This is a genomic window from Sphingobacterium sp. UBA3549, from assembly GCF_002376635.1.
Taxonomy (GTDB): Bacteria; Bacteroidota; Bacteroidia; order Sphingobacteriales; family Sphingobacteriaceae; genus Sphingobacterium.
This window is the reverse complement of the sequence record NZ_DFOE01000018.1, coordinates 118,730-132,863: the sequence shown is the minus strand read 5'-3', so window position 1 is coordinate 132,863 and position 14,134 is coordinate 118,730. Positions and strand designations below refer to the sequence as shown.

Here is a 14,134-nt window from a genome sequence, read left to right as displayed (position 1 = left end):
AAAAGAAGACGAAAGAATGGAAAGGGAATGTAAAAAAAGTAAGAGTACTAATGACTAGCAATTTTGGTGAATGACAGCAATGGGCAGCTGACTTCCTTATGCTATTGTGCAGATGCAGAAATTTATCTATTTTTAGGAGGCGTTATCTGATTACGAGCTCTATACCTGATCTAAACGATAATCGCTATAGGAGTAGTATGTCAACTATTGACCACATCTTCTAGAAACCATAATATTATCTATTTTAATCACATGTGTAAATCTATTGGATCTACAAAATCTGCACAGCTGCTATCACTGCTCCTGATTTCCTGTCTCGTACTAGTTGGACATAGTTTACGTGCCCAGCAAACAAAGTACAGTAGCTTTTTATGGGAAATCACCGGAAACGGCCTAAGCAAATCCTCCTATTTACTCGGATCAGTTCATTTAAAAGACAGGCGCCTCATCAATAATAATGATTCTATATTTGTCGCTATCACCAATACGGATGCTTTTGCCCTTGAAATACACCCCGACACACTTTATAAAGAGATTTGGGATATCCGACTCAACAAGCGTCCTTCAAGCAAAAAGATCGAACTTACCGATGTGCAAAAAAAAGAGTTTGTACAACGCTATAAAAAGAAATATGGCGTGATGCCTGATTCGCAGCAAATGGCATCCCCTTATATGGCGGAATACCTCTTGAATCCTAGCCACGATAAGCCAGACGACATTACGGCGGTGCTCGACGCTTATCTTTATGGAGTGGCGCGATCTCAGCGAAAGCAAATTATCGGTTTGGAGCCAATGGCTAATCAACGTGACCTGAGAAACAGTGGAGGTTTAGTTCAGCTCAAAAATAAAAAAGACAGTAATAATTATTATCAACACTTTGAACTGCTGATGCAGCTCTATAGCGCAGGAAATTTGGACAGCCTATGGAAGGTCATATCACCCAATATCGATATCGAGGAAATGCAAAGCAGGAATAACACCATGCTAAATAATATCATTGCCCAACTTGACAAGGGTACAGTTTGCGCCGTAGTGGGCGCCGCGCATCTACCAAGCGACATCGGCCTAATTCACCTGCTAAAGCTCAAAGGCTATAGGCTCCGTCCGGTAATGACGAGAAAAACAAACCTAGCCGCCAAATATAAAATTGACTACAGTACAATGGAATGGGCCGCTCACACGGATTCAGTGTATGGGTATGCAGTGTCTCTTCCAAAGGGTTATGTCCATAAGACAAGGATTCTTGGTGGAACCAGCATGATGTATGGTGATCTGAGTACGCAAACAGAACTGATGGTATCAGCAGTATTTGTCGGCGGGTTGAACGGATTGACTGCGGAAGCGTTTCTCAAACAGGAATATGAAAAAAGAACGGCAAATATAAAACACCAAATTGTATCCGAAAAGCTCCTCGAAAAGAATGGTATACAGGGTATGCAGATTATTACCGACCATGATCATATACTGACGAAATGGGAGTTTTGGTTAAAAAACAACACTTTATATACTTTATCGGCATTTACCAGCAATGGCCAACTGGACAGCTACCTATCAGACCACTTTTTTAATAGCCTCACAATCCTGAATATTGCGCAAGATACTCACCTCGGGGAATCCATATATGAAACTGGCGCCTTTGCAATCAAAATGCCTCCGAAGACTCAGTACATTTATCAAACGGGTGAGGAGCTGCTGGGTGATGAGAAGCTCCAGTATGGTATATACAGTTACTTTTCAATGGATAGAATCCGAAAAACACATTATTTGGTGCAATACCATGATTACCCGATTGGCTATACCATATCTGACAGGGCTTTGGTACTAAAGGAACTTCACAAAAAGGTAGCAAAAAATCCGGCCATCACGATCACATCTTTTGAGGCATGTAAAAAGGATAATGCAATTGGTACAACCCTAAGCGCCAAGCTGGAAAAATCAAATCTTTTTGCGCAAACCTGGATTCGTGGCAACCGTATCTATCAGGTTATGCAAGAAAATCTGGACAAGGAAAATAAAGAAATGGATAGCGCTTTTTTCAGCTCTTTTCGGATGATTCCTTTCAAAAGACCAGCATGGGAAGATTATACACTAGATCATGTACAACTAAAACTTCCTGCTACTTCACTAATCAAAGTAAATGACGTCGATACAACTGAACAACTGGATAGAGAAGTTCAGGTATACGCAGCCGCGGACAGCAATTCGAGTACAGCCTTTCTTCTGGAAGTAAGCAAGCTTCCAAAATATTTTCGGTTAGAACGAAAAGATAGTCTATATTCAGAAATACAAGCGAGTACAAAAAAACAGGCTGAAGAATTAGTCCGCTACGATACACTACGTTCTGGTAGGATCACTGCTGCAACCTATACATTCCGGGATTCACTAACAGCCAACTACCACAAAAAAATCATTTGGACAAGGGGCAATATGTCCTATGCGCTTGATGTGATCGGTACGGAAGAAGCTATTGAACAAATGGATCTTGACCAGACAATCAAATCTGTCCGCTATAAGGACAGCATTACAAATTTTGATCTCTACAGTTCAAAAGCAGCAATGCTACTTGCAGACCTGTATAGTCCAGACACGTTGGTTTCACGACAGGCAAAAAAAATATTGGGACTCAATTACAAATTTGCCAAGGACGATCTTCCGTTAATATACGAAATACTGGGCAAAAAAAAGACCGATGATCATCAGAGTGATGGCCTACGGAGGACTTTAATCTATAGCTTGGTAAATAATCATGATGAGCGCAGTGTACCGACTTTAAAAAGCTTACTCTTAGATCCGACAACGACAGATCTGATCAAAATTGCTATCTTACCGACCGTATGTGACATAGATTCTACGCAATTAGGTTGGTACGTCCAGGCATTAAACAAGTATCGCCCTGATGCCGGTTATGATGTATGGCGCTTGTTGCAGCCTCTGAGCGCTGCGCGAAACTATGTGGCCCACAATTTGGAAAAATTAATACCACTCTTTTCTGTAAACAGCTATCGGCCTACCTTATTGAATATTTGCTTAAAAATCGCTTCGGACAGTACAATGCAACAAGCTTACAGAATGATACATACCTATTTACCGGATATAATGCACTATTTCGCTGAGGACTTATCGCAATTAACTTCCGAACAGAAACTGGCCGCTAGTTTCAATTATTATTCCATAGCAGATTATGTAAAAATAATGGCGTTGTACAAACAAAAAGATCTGCTCCAGAAATTTAGGCTACAGTTGCTCGCCGACGAGCCAATAGGTTACCTGCGCGCAACAACTGCCTGCGAGTTTTTGGTCCTGGACCTTCCAATTCATCAAAGCCTATTGGACAGTATCTACGCCAACTTATCGCAAAGATATGTACTGATGAATGGACTGAAAGCTAAAAAGTGCGAACATTTGGTACCGGCTAGTTATAAAGCACAAAACGAAATTGGAAAAATTGTTGTAAACGAATACCTGGAATCCGAATGGGATACATACCCCTTTCAAATTGATTATTTAGGTCAGTTAACAGAAAATGATAAGCTATATATGATCTATAGCTTTAAAACGGAAGGCGATAACCAGCGCTATCTCTCCGTTTATATGCCAGATCCAGAAAATAGTGAATGGACGTATAATTTTGAAAACTGTTATTCCGATCTGGAACCGATTAGCAATGACTGGAAAACAGAGGCACTCAAGCTAATTCGTACAATGCATACCGAATAATAAGGAACGATAAATGCCAATAAAATGAATAAATCTGAGAATACAATTGTCAGATTTCGCGCTCTAGGATTACTAAAATATATCCATCCTTCTGCTGATAGTTTACGTCATCCAGCTTTAGTTCTTCAATTGTTGTGCCGCCACAGTTCTGATTTTTAGAAGTTTTTACGGTAAATGGAAAGGATTTTATCGTCGACAGGAATTTATACCGTATAAATCCTTCAGTCCAGGCAACTTTAGGAAGTATAACGCGATCATCGCTTCGTATATCATACGCTACCAGTTTGTTTTCACGATCTCCCAGTTCTTCGCGAAACTCAAAGTTATTTTTATGAAGTTGGCCTGTAGTAATCAAGTTTTTTCCTTCAGCATTACAAACTCAAAAACTACGGGCTCGGGGGGTGTGAAACAATCATTTTTTTTACATGCCGTTATCGACAGACAAAGACATGCAATTATCAGGTATTTATGTATGGTGTTCATAAAATGATTTTAAAAATACATCCGCAGTAGAATACTCTTAATTTCTATATTTTTATGACGAAAATTATGCCAAAAAGAGTCTAATTGTTTGGGAGAAACTTATTTAAAGACCATATTATCTTAATCTCATTGTGGGTTATTTAGCGCGAATAAGCGTTACATCATCTATATAGCAATAAGCATTCGCCTTTCCTCTGGCAATAAAACCGACTTCAACGCGCCCATTTTTTACGGATATATTCTTTAAGGTAATATCATTCCAATTTTGATCCGCTTTGCTCAGTTTTTGTTTATACTCTTTACCATTACTTAAGGCATACATATATAAATCCGCAAATCCGCTCCCGCGTTTAAATTTTGCAGATAAAGTATATTTTCCATCCGCTAGTTTCACCTCCTGGCTTGACTGAATAATTTGTGAAACCTTGCGTTTAAAATCTATTTTATCATTAATATGGAGACTCTTTTCACCGATTACCTGCTTTCTATCCTCGGTAGTATTGAAATAATTAAGCACGGGAGATAAAGAATCACTAACAGCGATTTTATTTCCCTTAATGATACTGGTTTGCCACCCCAATAACTGTTCCTGAACAGGTTTAACTGGACTTGGTATATGTCTTCTATCGGCCTCGAAACTCCCGTTCTTAACATAATTATTGTCACCATTCACTAGCCATTCTCCTGTTGTTGGATGAAGACTCCATGAACTTAAGGAATTAAAAATAGGCTTTGGGCCATCAAAGGAAAGGGGACACCACTGGTTATATCCTAAACCATTTCCCGCAAAATTAGCCCATCTGTCGCCACAATATATCACTGTCTGCTTTTTAGTCCCTTTTAGCGTAACAAAAAATCCTGTTTGGGTGACATGGGCATAATCTGCCTCTGTGCCTTCCATGATCAGCATCTTATTGGTTGGCGTATATGGACCGTAAATATGATCTGAAACTAAGTAATAAGCAAAAGAGGAATCCCAGCCGTATAAGTTGGAGGCGAATAAATAGTATTTTCCATTCTGTTTGAACATACAGTTCCCCTCTCTTCCCTCACCTTTGAAGATCATATTACAATCCAATAGTCCAACTTTACCGTCCTTAATACCGATCTGTGAGATGTAAATCTTGTTCCTGCCTCTTCCATAAGAATACACCAAGTATGACTTTCCAGTATCCTCATCGGTGAATACCGTTTGATCGCCAGTGTTGCTTGTTCCTATCATAGCAGTCATATCGATGCGCCGGTGCCATTTAAATGGACCGTTGGGACTTTCCGATAAGGTAACCAATAATTGATCATTATGTTGGATCAGCAGCGCATACTTGTCTATTTCCTTGATGTATGCGACACCTAAACGTCCTGCCCAACGTGTCTGGGTATAATTTCTATTAAGTTCATCAAGAGTCAGTACATCTCCGCGAGAGGTCCAGTTTACTAGATCCGTAGACACATAACAAGTGACAGAAACAAAATTGTCACGCTCAGGGGTGACACTAGGATTATTTCGGTATTTTTCAGATTCTTGATATTTTGCTCCATACCAAAAATATTTAGTCTTCCCATCTTCAGGGTCTTTGAAAGAAAAAATGCCTCCCCCTTGGCTATATATAGGACCTCCATCTTGGGTGTCCCAAAAAATATCATTTTTAATCTTCAAAAATCCATTTGCAGAATCTGACTGACCTTTCGACTGCGAAAATAACAGGCAAAGGATAAAAGAAACTAAGATGTGTTTAGATAAGGTAATCATAGTTTTGGTCCAATGGAAAAATCCAAGATAAAGCAATAATTCCTAATAGCCATCATGTACCAACCTGTACCTTCCCAAACGTATAGTTTTACCGTCGCACTCCAAGATGACCAGGTAGGTATTGGTGAAGTTTTCAAATCTCAAAGTTACTTTAGCGACCATATAGCTTGCCAATTCCGCAAGGAGCACCTAGTCTTTCCTATGCGTCAAGATGAAGAATTCTGAAATATTGTCTAATTACTATTTTCTTTAGTAGAATTACAAAATAAATGATAATTTTAATAGATTTAACATAAAGGGCAATTATCATGAGGAATAGTACAAAGATCACAAATGCAAGCATAGAATCCGCGGGTTTACCAAAGGATGCTAAGCAAGCCATTGCTGAATATATATGGAATGGATTTGATGCTAAGGCCACAGCAGTATCCATTGCTATTAGGAGTAATGAACTTGGCTACATCGAACACATTAGCATCAGTGATAATGGAGAAGGTATAGCACCGGATACATTGGACTATTCATTTGGCAACTTTCTGGATTCACTCAAGAAAGCGCAACCCAAACGTACTTCCTATACACGGGGCAAAAAGGGAAAAGGGCGATTCTCATTTTCCCTTTTTGCCACCCGTGCCACTTGGCATACTGTGGTGGCGCAGCATCAGGGTCTGATAGCGTACACATTAACCATAAACAGAGATACTAAAGAAACATACGATAGCTCCGAATCGCTCCCATCCCAGTCCGAGCATACAGGAACTACTGTTTTACTCGATGGAATATTTGGCCTAAATGCTATGACATTCGAGTCGGAAGATTTTAAGGATTTTCTAGCACAGGAATTTGGCTGGTTCTTGTATCTAAATAAGGATATGGGCTACAATATCACCATAAATGGTAATCCGATCGCCTATCAGCAGCTGATTCAGGAGACCGATGAAACCTCAGTTACGATATATAGTCCACAAGAGAATTCGTTCGTATTTAAGATTAATTATATCCGATGGAAATATTCAATTGGGGACCGTTACTATTATTATTTCCTGAACAGTCATAAAGTGGAGGTAACCAAACTGCTGAGTAGTTTTAATAATAATGCTATTGAATTTCACCATTCGGTTTATGTAGAGTCGGCTTTTTTTGACAGTTTTGAAATGTCAGATATGACGCTATCTACTGAAGGAAACTTATTCAGCGAGAAAGAACAACAAGTAGTATATCGCAAGCTCTTAGCCGAATTACGTGATATGCTGGAAAGGAAACAGAAGAAATATGTCCGCGAAAAAGCGGTGGATATCAAATTAGAAGAACTCACACAGAAGAATCTTTTACCCCACTACGGGCATGCTGATTCTGATAGCGATCGTAAGGCCAAGTTACTCCAGCTGGTGCAGGAGCTCTACATTGCTAATCCACGTGCTTTTGTCGGTATCAAAGCTGATTTAATTAGGACATACTTAGGCTTCTTGGATCTCTTGCTACAAACAGATCGTAAAGCAGAGATATTACCCATCATTGAGCAGGCTATCCCCCTATCGGATAAAGAACGGGAAAGGATAGGAATGATATTGCGGTAGCAACATGAATAGATTGCAGTAAACTTTTCATCTTCTTCCAATATGACTTTTCAAGAGCCCATCAAAATTTATAGTAACATGTTCTATCTTTATCCTCAACTGCTCGCAATAGTCGTTTTCAGCATCTTTACATCACAGTCTATTGCCCAAGAAAAGCTAAAAGTCAATTATAAACACCTAACCTATCTCCCTAAAAATTACCATACAGATACGTCCACACATCCATTGGTTATCTATCTTCATGGAGGATCTCAAAAGGGCGATAATCTTGAAAAATTGAAGATCTATGGCTTACCGTATTTAGTAGATCAAGGAAAGGAATTTGATTTTGTAATGGTTGCACCACAATGTCCGGAGGGTAGATATTGGTCTACGGAAAATTGGTTCGACTCGCTTTACAATGAAATAACCTCAAACTACCGCATCGACAAGAGTCGCGTTTATGTGACTGGAATAAGTATGGGTGGATATGGAACCTACGCTGCAGCACTGGATCATCCAGAAAAAATTGCGGCAATTGTCCCATTGTGTGGAGGAATAAATGATAGCGATACTACTCGCATTTGCACGCTCAGAGACATCCCCATCCTGACCTATCACGGAACGGCGGATGACCAAATCTCCATATATGAAACAGAAAGGATAGTCAACTCTCTAGAGGAGTGCAATGGTGAAATTATTTTCCACCGTCTTACAGGAAAAGGTCACAGCATCCAGTACCTCTATGAAACTGAGCCCTGGATTTATGAATGGTTGTTGATGCACCGCAAGGCGATAACTAACGAATAACTTTACATCCACGCTATTATGCTATATTCCAATCTTTATTTAAAATTATCTCGGGATTGCTTTTCACGGCTTCATCGGTTAGATTTTTCACTATAAAAACGTTACCTATTAGGCGAAAACGATAAGTCTTTGCTATCGTTTGGATATATACTGAAGCAGTATATCCCTTGTAATAAGAATGTTTTACGTTAATGGCGACTATATCTTTAAAAAAAATGGTAGTATGCTGAAATAGATAAAAAAAGCACACAGTACCCTCTTTTATTATATAAGATGGCATAAATTTCTCATAAAACGGAGCCATATTATTGACCTTTATCAGCTTTTCCATATCTGTTTCTGACAGCGAATTAATTGACTGCAGATAATAATTGGTCATTTTTTTAACAAAAAAAATGACTGGAGTAACAATCATTAAGACAAAGCCCAAAAGAACCAATGTATAGATATAGCTGTCGCTTATCCTTGCATTATAACTATCGTCACCCAAAATTGCTTTTCCATAAGACATCGTTTCCATCATTGTTCCGACGAAAAAAACAACCGGAAGTATAAGCGTTACCGACAGCATAATGCCAATAATGATTCGACTTCGACGTAGTAAGCCATCTGTAAAAAACTCTTTCCCTGTTTTTGCTTTAATGTTCATATACTTTGCTTTAGTAGCCCCACATGTCCAAAAAGATTTGTATACACATTATACTGCATATCCGATTCCAATACCCTCATTTAAACTTACCTAAAGTTTTATCTGCCTAATCCACCGTTTAATATTCGACAACTAGCATTTGTGATTTGTTTTAAAAATTCAATTACCTTAAGAAAATATTGCTAATGTCAGTAAGGCGGCTTTAGCCACACTATTAGGGAACTCGGGGGCTACATCTAGCTACTTCATAGAAATCTTTAAATATTGACTAGATGAATACATTCTTTGCAAGTTCGAAGAGGTGTGCTTCCGATTCGTAAAAATGCATCATGTAACCCGCTGTGTTGGGAAAAAGGATAAGATCTCCAATTTCGGGATATTTCTGCAGCTTAATTTGTCGTTTGAGAATCAACTCTTGTTCGAGACAATAACTGCCAACAAGATATGCATAACAGGGTTCATCTGAATCATCACCTTGCTGTTTGGGTAGATGCAGAGGATCCAATAAAAAGTCGGCACTCGAACTACGCAGCTGTGTACGGTTCATTTCCAAACCCACAAGCAGACGACCCTCGCTATCTTTCTTACGAAAGGCCACCTTTGCCAACGTACAACCTACTTGATCCAACAATGAACGACCAGGTTCCATGCGTAATTCCAGCCTCCGATCTGTAAAGAGTCGGTGTATTGGGAGTCCATAGATGCTGGAACGGGCTGTAAGAATCTGCTCTAATAATTTTTCCTTGTGGATCTCATTGAAATATGGATATACAGTAGGTTCGCCATAAAGCTTATCCTCGATCTTGACCATACCTAAGGCATCATTCTGGTAAGTAAGTTCAGGCCGATTTCCCAGCACGGCTTCACGTAATGCTGTATGAAAGGATAACCATTCTTGTTCCGATTTAAGATAATTCATCAGGATACCCCCGCCAATATCGAGAGATCGCGTGTGTATTCCTAAGTCATGCAATTCATCAATCACCTGTACCGACTTTTCAATGGCAGCAACACGTTCGTCAATTGAATAGCCATTAAGATGAAAATGCAGCCCGTTGTATTTGAGATGAGGATAGCTTTCTGCCAAACCTTTTATGCGTTCTGCAACGCTATCGATAGTAAAGCCAAAACGTGTTGGTAGTCGTTGGCCATTGACAAGAAATCCTCCCACACGTATATTAATCAGCATGGGTTTCCCAAATGTTGCGGCAACATCCTGTGCTAATTCCAACTCATCTTCGTTATCCAACACAACGGTGACATTATGCTTTAATGCCAATTCAAAGAGCTGTCGATTTTTGACTGCAGCAGTCAGCACGAGTTGCTCACTGGCTATTCCTGCGTCAAGGCATTGCTGCAGTTCCCTAAAGCTTGCGGTATCCACACCTTGGCCGGCATCCGCCACGGCTTGAGCAAGTTGCAGGCATTTATTTGCTTTACGGGCGAAGAATATCTTGTGAATGACATTATACTTATTTAGTACAGTCTGGTAAGCATGTATGTTTTCATTTAGAGGCTTAAAGTGATGTATATTGACTGGTGATCCGTATTGTTCAATTCGTTCAAAAAGTTCTTTCGGCTCTTTGGTAAGATGATTTACCCAAGGATGCAGAATGGGTGTTAAGGGAAAAAATGTTGTGTTCATGCTGTATTTCTATAGTGTTCGGATTGTATCGTCTACCCAATAACAGGAGGTATCGTTTTTTGTTCGTGACAAGCTGTCGTTGTCGAAGAATACGCCTTCGGTATTCGCGCCATAGCAGTAAATGGGTACCCTGGCTAAGGTATTGCACTTGCCGCGCTTGTCCATGGACAAAGTACCAGGGAAATAAGCTTCATTTTGATGGGGACAAATTAGCCCTTGGCTCAAAAGTGTATCATATAAAGCAGCATTATGCTGATGTAAGGAGGGTCTGCCTATGCGTGCATCGATTAAGGTATTAAAAGATGTAGCTTTTCCATTTTCGTCACAAACGACGAAAACACTCCCCACTTCTTGCCATCGAATGGTCGGCTTTTTTAAAGGCAAGAAACGGATGATACCCGCTCTTGCCAAGGCTAATATTTTTTCCATATTGGCAATTGGCGGACCATAGCTTACGCGGTTGAAAGCACCGAAATAATACTGATCCAACTGCTGCTGCGAATTGCCGGTAAACCCTACGGAAGAATATAATTCAGCAATAGATGGACATATCTCAGACCAGACCGAAGCAGCCGCCATTAATGGGCTATTCTGTTCACCTCGTTGTGCCTCCTCAATATTCTCCTCAATATAACGCAATATTTCTTCTTCACTCGTTAACTTGGGTTTTAAAAGCTTGTGCAATGTAAAACGGTGTTGTAAAGGAATCGCATTGATTAAACTTTGTAGACGTTCGAGGTCGTTCTCGTTGAATTGGACAGCATAATAACGAAGTTGAATTTCCTGCTCGATTATTGGGAGCATATCTTTCTCAAAATCAATTTTTGTAGGCTGTTGCATCCATAATTTAAACTTCGAAGCATTTAATAAATATAGCGAACGTTTTTCTTGATACTGTGGACCACGACAAAGTATAGGTAGGGAAGTTCTTGAAAATGAATAGATCAATGGTTCCTTTCCTGAAGGACAATATTCTCCGTTATCATCAAAGGTGCCGCCGCGTCCTTCAGTAAGAGCCAATGCAATGTCGATGAAAGTAAGTCCCATGCCGGTAATACCTACTTGGGCATCAGAAGTAATATCATCATATTTTGACACTGGATATGGACTTCTGATAAAATTTGCCATTGTGACTTCAGATTCAGTGATTAGCGGCGTGTTATTGTAACAATGTCCTGTAGCGAGCAATATACTTGCAACATCCCAACTCCCCGTGTTGGTTTCAATCCTTGCCTTAGAATGCTGTTCCGTTATTGCCACAACAGGTTCTGCGATAAGCTGAAGTTGGACATTTGCGGGGAGCTGCCGCATCGTCTCCTTAGCTACCCACTGCAAATAATAGCCCACCAAAGCTCTCGAAGCAAAGTCAGTTGGCTGGACATCTGTATCTATACACTTCACCTTACTGAGCCACTCCATAAAACTTTGTTGATCTTCTTTCTGACTATACTTATCATGAAAAGCATTCAAATGGCCAATACAGTAATTAATTAACAGGTAATCAGGTTGGTGTATGCTGTAGTTTGGGCCGCAGCCAAATAGTTCATCTCTGTTGAACCATAAAACTTTACAGGGTTTTGTAGCTTGGTGGAGACGCATACGGTTAATGAAATGATTGAGTCCATACAAACCCTTCGGCCCACCCCCAACAATTGCAATTGTATTATCCCCGTGTTGCTGCAATTTTTTTTGCTCTCGTTCTTGATAATAAGAATATAGGTCTTGTTGTGGATTAATGTGTTGCGTATTCCAAATCATACCAATACTTCTTTAAATGTCTGCTCTACCCATTCCTCATTGTATATGGTATCGAGATAGCGCTCGCCACTATCCGGGAAAAGTAGCACTACTGAAGAGTTTGTCGGGATCTGCTTTTTTAATTTATGGAGTGCAGCTACTAGCGCTCCAGAAGAACCTCCGATGAGCATACCTTCGCGTTCGCGCAACAATTGACAACCTTTTACAGCTTCAAGATCTGAAACTAATGTATAATGATCGATCTGATGTTTTTGCAAAAACGCAGAGGGATGGCTTGCTCCCATTCCCGGAATATTTCTAGCGTTCGGCTTATTTTCAAAAAGAATGCTACCCACTGCGTCAACGGCAATCAACTTGGTGGTAGCAGATGCTTTCTCAATCGCGTCGGCAATGCCGCGGATTGTACCACATGTACTGGTGGCAACCAGCATATAATCGGGGGCGGCATTGAGTTGACTGGTTACTTCACGAAATATACCTTCATGCGCAATATGCACATTTGGATTACCGTACTGATTCGTCCAATAACTATTGGGAACTTTATCCAAAAGGTCCTGCACTTTTTTTAGACGGTTGCCGAGGTAACCCTGATTCTCATCTTTCTCATTTACCTCGACGATATTTGCACCGAAAGCATTCAAAAGTTTCCTTGCGTGCTGGTTAATATGCGGGTCTACAACAATATAAGAATCGAGACAAAGCAACTTACAGAGCCGCGCCAGTGCAATACCCATATTTCCAGAAGAAGATTCAATAATAGTCGTTTCGTTATTAATATCACCTTTTCGAATGGCTTCAAGTAAAATGTTTGTAGCCGACCTATCTTTTACACTACCACTAGGATTACCCATTTCCATCTTCGCATAGATTTGCATACCTAGACTGGAACTGAGCGAAGATAGCGATGTTAATTGCGTATTTCCTATTCCCAATGCCAGGGTACTTATTCCCTTTACGTCACTTATTTGTAAGCCCATAGTTTTATATCTTCAGTTTTACCCTTAATGGTGACAATACGCTCCAAAAAAAATGCCGCATGCGCTATGAAATCAATATACAGGTAAGTATATTGTGCAAAGGGAGGTTTATACGGAGGGGACAGGTATTTGACACCTGTTCGTAAATCCACGATACAATACACCCATCTTTAATGGAATGGTTAGGAAAACTTCGCAAATGGTATAGATCGGGGGGAAGATTGCTTACGAACTAGCAGTACTTATTACAAAGAGCTTTCTGCTTCCTGAATAACTAAATATTGAATAAGGAATGGCGAATAATAGATCGTCTCTCGCGAATACTGATCGTTCACCTCACGCAATTTTCTTGTTCTTACTTTTATTATGAGAGAATTAAAATATGCTCAAAGGGCATACATTATTTAACAAAAAAACTTAAAAACAATGAAAAAATTATTGATGAGTGTGATAGCTGTTGCTACGCTATCAACTGCAGCTTTCGCCAGCACAGATGCAAACGCACCCAAAGAAAATGTCAATGTAAAAACAACTGCCTACAAGGTAGCCAAAACCAATGTAGATGCTAAAACCACCGCCAAAACAAAAGAAGACAATTCGAGGTTGATTAGATGTGTCTACGTATTAAACGTATACAATAATAGTGGCGAAGTGGTAGCCACGCATACTTCGGAAACGTATGTAGAGAACTCATGTTCAGGATTCTTCGGAAATTGCAAAACGATTTATAGGCATATGCTAGCCAATGGCGAGCTATAGTCTGAGAATTATTTCGTTCGGATTATAAGA

Annotated in this window: 12 protein-coding genes; 5 read left to right on the top strand and 7 right to left on the bottom strand. The window is 39.9% G+C overall.

Going from position 1 to position 14,134, the window contains the following annotated elements; translation table 11 throughout:
* Positions 1 to 252: 252 nt before the first annotated feature.
* Entirely contained in the window at positions 253 to 3,717 is a 3,465-nt protein-coding gene (locus tag B2W36_RS10665; RefSeq protein WP_293887700.1) for a TraB/GumN family protein, read from the top strand.
* Positions 3,718 to 3,766: 49 nt separating this feature from the next.
* On the opposite strand, the gene B2W36_RS10660 is transcribed toward B2W36_RS10665, so the two are convergent.
* Both B2W36_RS10660 and B2W36_RS10655 read right to left on the bottom strand, forming a co-directional pair.
* Complete coding sequence (locus tag B2W36_RS10660) at positions 3,767 to 4,072, bottom strand: hypothetical protein (protein WP_293887699.1); 306 nt, start codon at positions 4,070 to 4,072, stop codon at positions 3,767 to 3,769.
* Between the two features lie 264 nt (positions 4,073 to 4,336).
* Complete coding sequence (locus B2W36_RS10655; protein WP_293887698.1) at positions 4,337 to 5,950, bottom strand: family 43 glycosylhydrolase; 1,614 nt, start codon at positions 5,948 to 5,950, stop codon at positions 4,337 to 4,339.
* Between the two features lie 54 nt (positions 5,951 to 6,004).
* Here B2W36_RS10655 and B2W36_RS10650 point away from each other — a divergent pair, with 54 nt between their 5' ends.
* The 3 genes from B2W36_RS10650 to B2W36_RS10640 all read left to right on the top strand — a co-directional run bounded on the left by B2W36_RS10650 (position 6,005) and on the right by B2W36_RS10640 (position 8,316).
* Complete coding sequence (locus B2W36_RS10650) at positions 6,005 to 6,175, top strand: hypothetical protein (protein WP_293887697.1); 171 nt, start codon at positions 6,005 to 6,007, stop codon at positions 6,173 to 6,175.
* An 83-nt stretch (positions 6,176 to 6,258) separates the two neighbouring features.
* Positions 6,259 to 7,527, top strand: a complete 1,269-nt coding sequence (locus B2W36_RS10645) for an ATP-binding protein (RefSeq protein ID WP_293887696.1) — start codon at positions 6,259 to 6,261, stop codon at positions 7,525 to 7,527.
* A 78-nt stretch (positions 7,528 to 7,605) separates the two neighbouring features.
* Positions 7,606 to 8,316, top strand: a complete 711-nt coding sequence (locus B2W36_RS10640) for an alpha/beta hydrolase-fold protein (RefSeq protein ID WP_293887695.1) — start codon at positions 7,606 to 7,608, stop codon at positions 8,314 to 8,316.
* Between the two features lie 16 nt (positions 8,317 to 8,332).
* On the opposite strand, the gene B2W36_RS10635 is transcribed toward B2W36_RS10640, so the two are convergent.
* The 5 genes from B2W36_RS10635 to B2W36_RS10615 form a co-directional block, all read right to left on the bottom strand.
* The gene (locus B2W36_RS10635; protein ID WP_293887694.1) at positions 8,333 to 8,965 is read right to left on the bottom strand and encodes a hypothetical protein; all 633 of its coding nucleotides are present in this window, start codon (positions 8,963 to 8,965) and stop codon (positions 8,333 to 8,335) included.
* Between the two features lie 268 nt (positions 8,966 to 9,233).
* Positions 9,234 to 10,610 (bottom strand): Y4yA family PLP-dependent enzyme, encoded by a 1,377-nt coding sequence (locus B2W36_RS10630; protein WP_293887693.1) that lies wholly within the window; start codon positions 10,608 to 10,610, stop codon positions 9,234 to 9,236.
* A 9-nt stretch (positions 10,611 to 10,619) separates the two neighbouring features.
* Positions 10,620 to 12,368, bottom strand: coding sequence for an FAD/NAD(P)-binding protein (locus B2W36_RS10625; RefSeq protein WP_293887692.1), 1,749 nt, complete (start codon positions 12,366 to 12,368; stop codon positions 10,620 to 10,622).
* Positions 12,365 to 13,345, bottom strand: a complete 981-nt coding sequence (sbnA, locus tag B2W36_RS10620; RefSeq protein WP_293887691.1) for a 2,3-diaminopropionate biosynthesis protein SbnA — start codon at positions 13,343 to 13,345, stop codon at positions 12,365 to 12,367. Before sbnA ends, B2W36_RS10625 begins: the two co-directional genes overlap by 4 nt.
* On the bottom strand, positions 13,330 to 13,497 hold the full coding sequence (locus tag B2W36_RS10615) for a hypothetical protein (RefSeq protein ID WP_293887690.1): 168 nt from the start codon (positions 13,495 to 13,497) through the stop codon (positions 13,330 to 13,332). Before B2W36_RS10615 ends, sbnA begins: the two co-directional genes overlap by 16 nt.
* A 274-nt stretch (positions 13,498 to 13,771) precedes the next feature.
* Here B2W36_RS10615 and B2W36_RS10610 point away from each other — a divergent pair, with 274 nt between their 5' ends.
* Complete coding sequence (locus tag B2W36_RS10610; protein ID WP_209576455.1) at positions 13,772 to 14,104, top strand: hypothetical protein; 333 nt, start codon at positions 13,772 to 13,774, stop codon at positions 14,102 to 14,104.
* Positions 14,105 to 14,134: the final 30 nt, after the last annotated feature.

Excerpts from the sequence above, each read along its gene's own strand:
- sbnA (WP_293887691.1), bottom strand. The coding sequence starts at position 13,345 with ATGGGCTTACAAATAAGTGACGTAAAGGGAATAAGTACCCTGGCATTG.
- B2W36_RS10625 (WP_293887692.1), bottom strand. The coding sequence starts at position 12,368 with ATGATTTGGAATACGCAACACATTAATCCACAACAAGACCTATATTCT.
- B2W36_RS10640 (WP_293887695.1), top strand. The coding sequence starts at position 7,606 with ATGTTCTATCTTTATCCTCAACTGCTCGCAATAGTCGTTTTCAGCATC.
- B2W36_RS10635 (WP_293887694.1), bottom strand. The coding sequence starts at position 8,965 with ATGAACATTAAAGCAAAAACAGGGAAAGAGTTTTTTACAGATGGCTTA.
- B2W36_RS10630 (WP_293887693.1), bottom strand. The coding sequence starts at position 10,610 with ATGAACACAACATTTTTTCCCTTAACACCCATTCTGCATCCTTGGGTA.
- B2W36_RS10650 (WP_293887697.1), top strand. The coding sequence starts at position 6,005 with ATGTACCAACCTGTACCTTCCCAAACGTATAGTTTTACCGTCGCACTC.
- B2W36_RS10610 (WP_209576455.1), top strand. The coding sequence starts at position 13,772 with ATGAAAAAATTATTGATGAGTGTGATAGCTGTTGCTACGCTATCAACT.
- B2W36_RS10645 (WP_293887696.1), top strand. The coding sequence starts at position 6,259 with ATGAGGAATAGTACAAAGATCACAAATGCAAGCATAGAATCCGCGGGT.
- B2W36_RS10655 (WP_293887698.1), bottom strand. The coding sequence starts at position 5,950 with ATGATTACCTTATCTAAACACATCTTAGTTTCTTTTATCCTTTGCCTG.
- B2W36_RS10665 (WP_293887700.1), top strand. The coding sequence starts at position 253 with ATGTGTAAATCTATTGGATCTACAAAATCTGCACAGCTGCTATCACTG.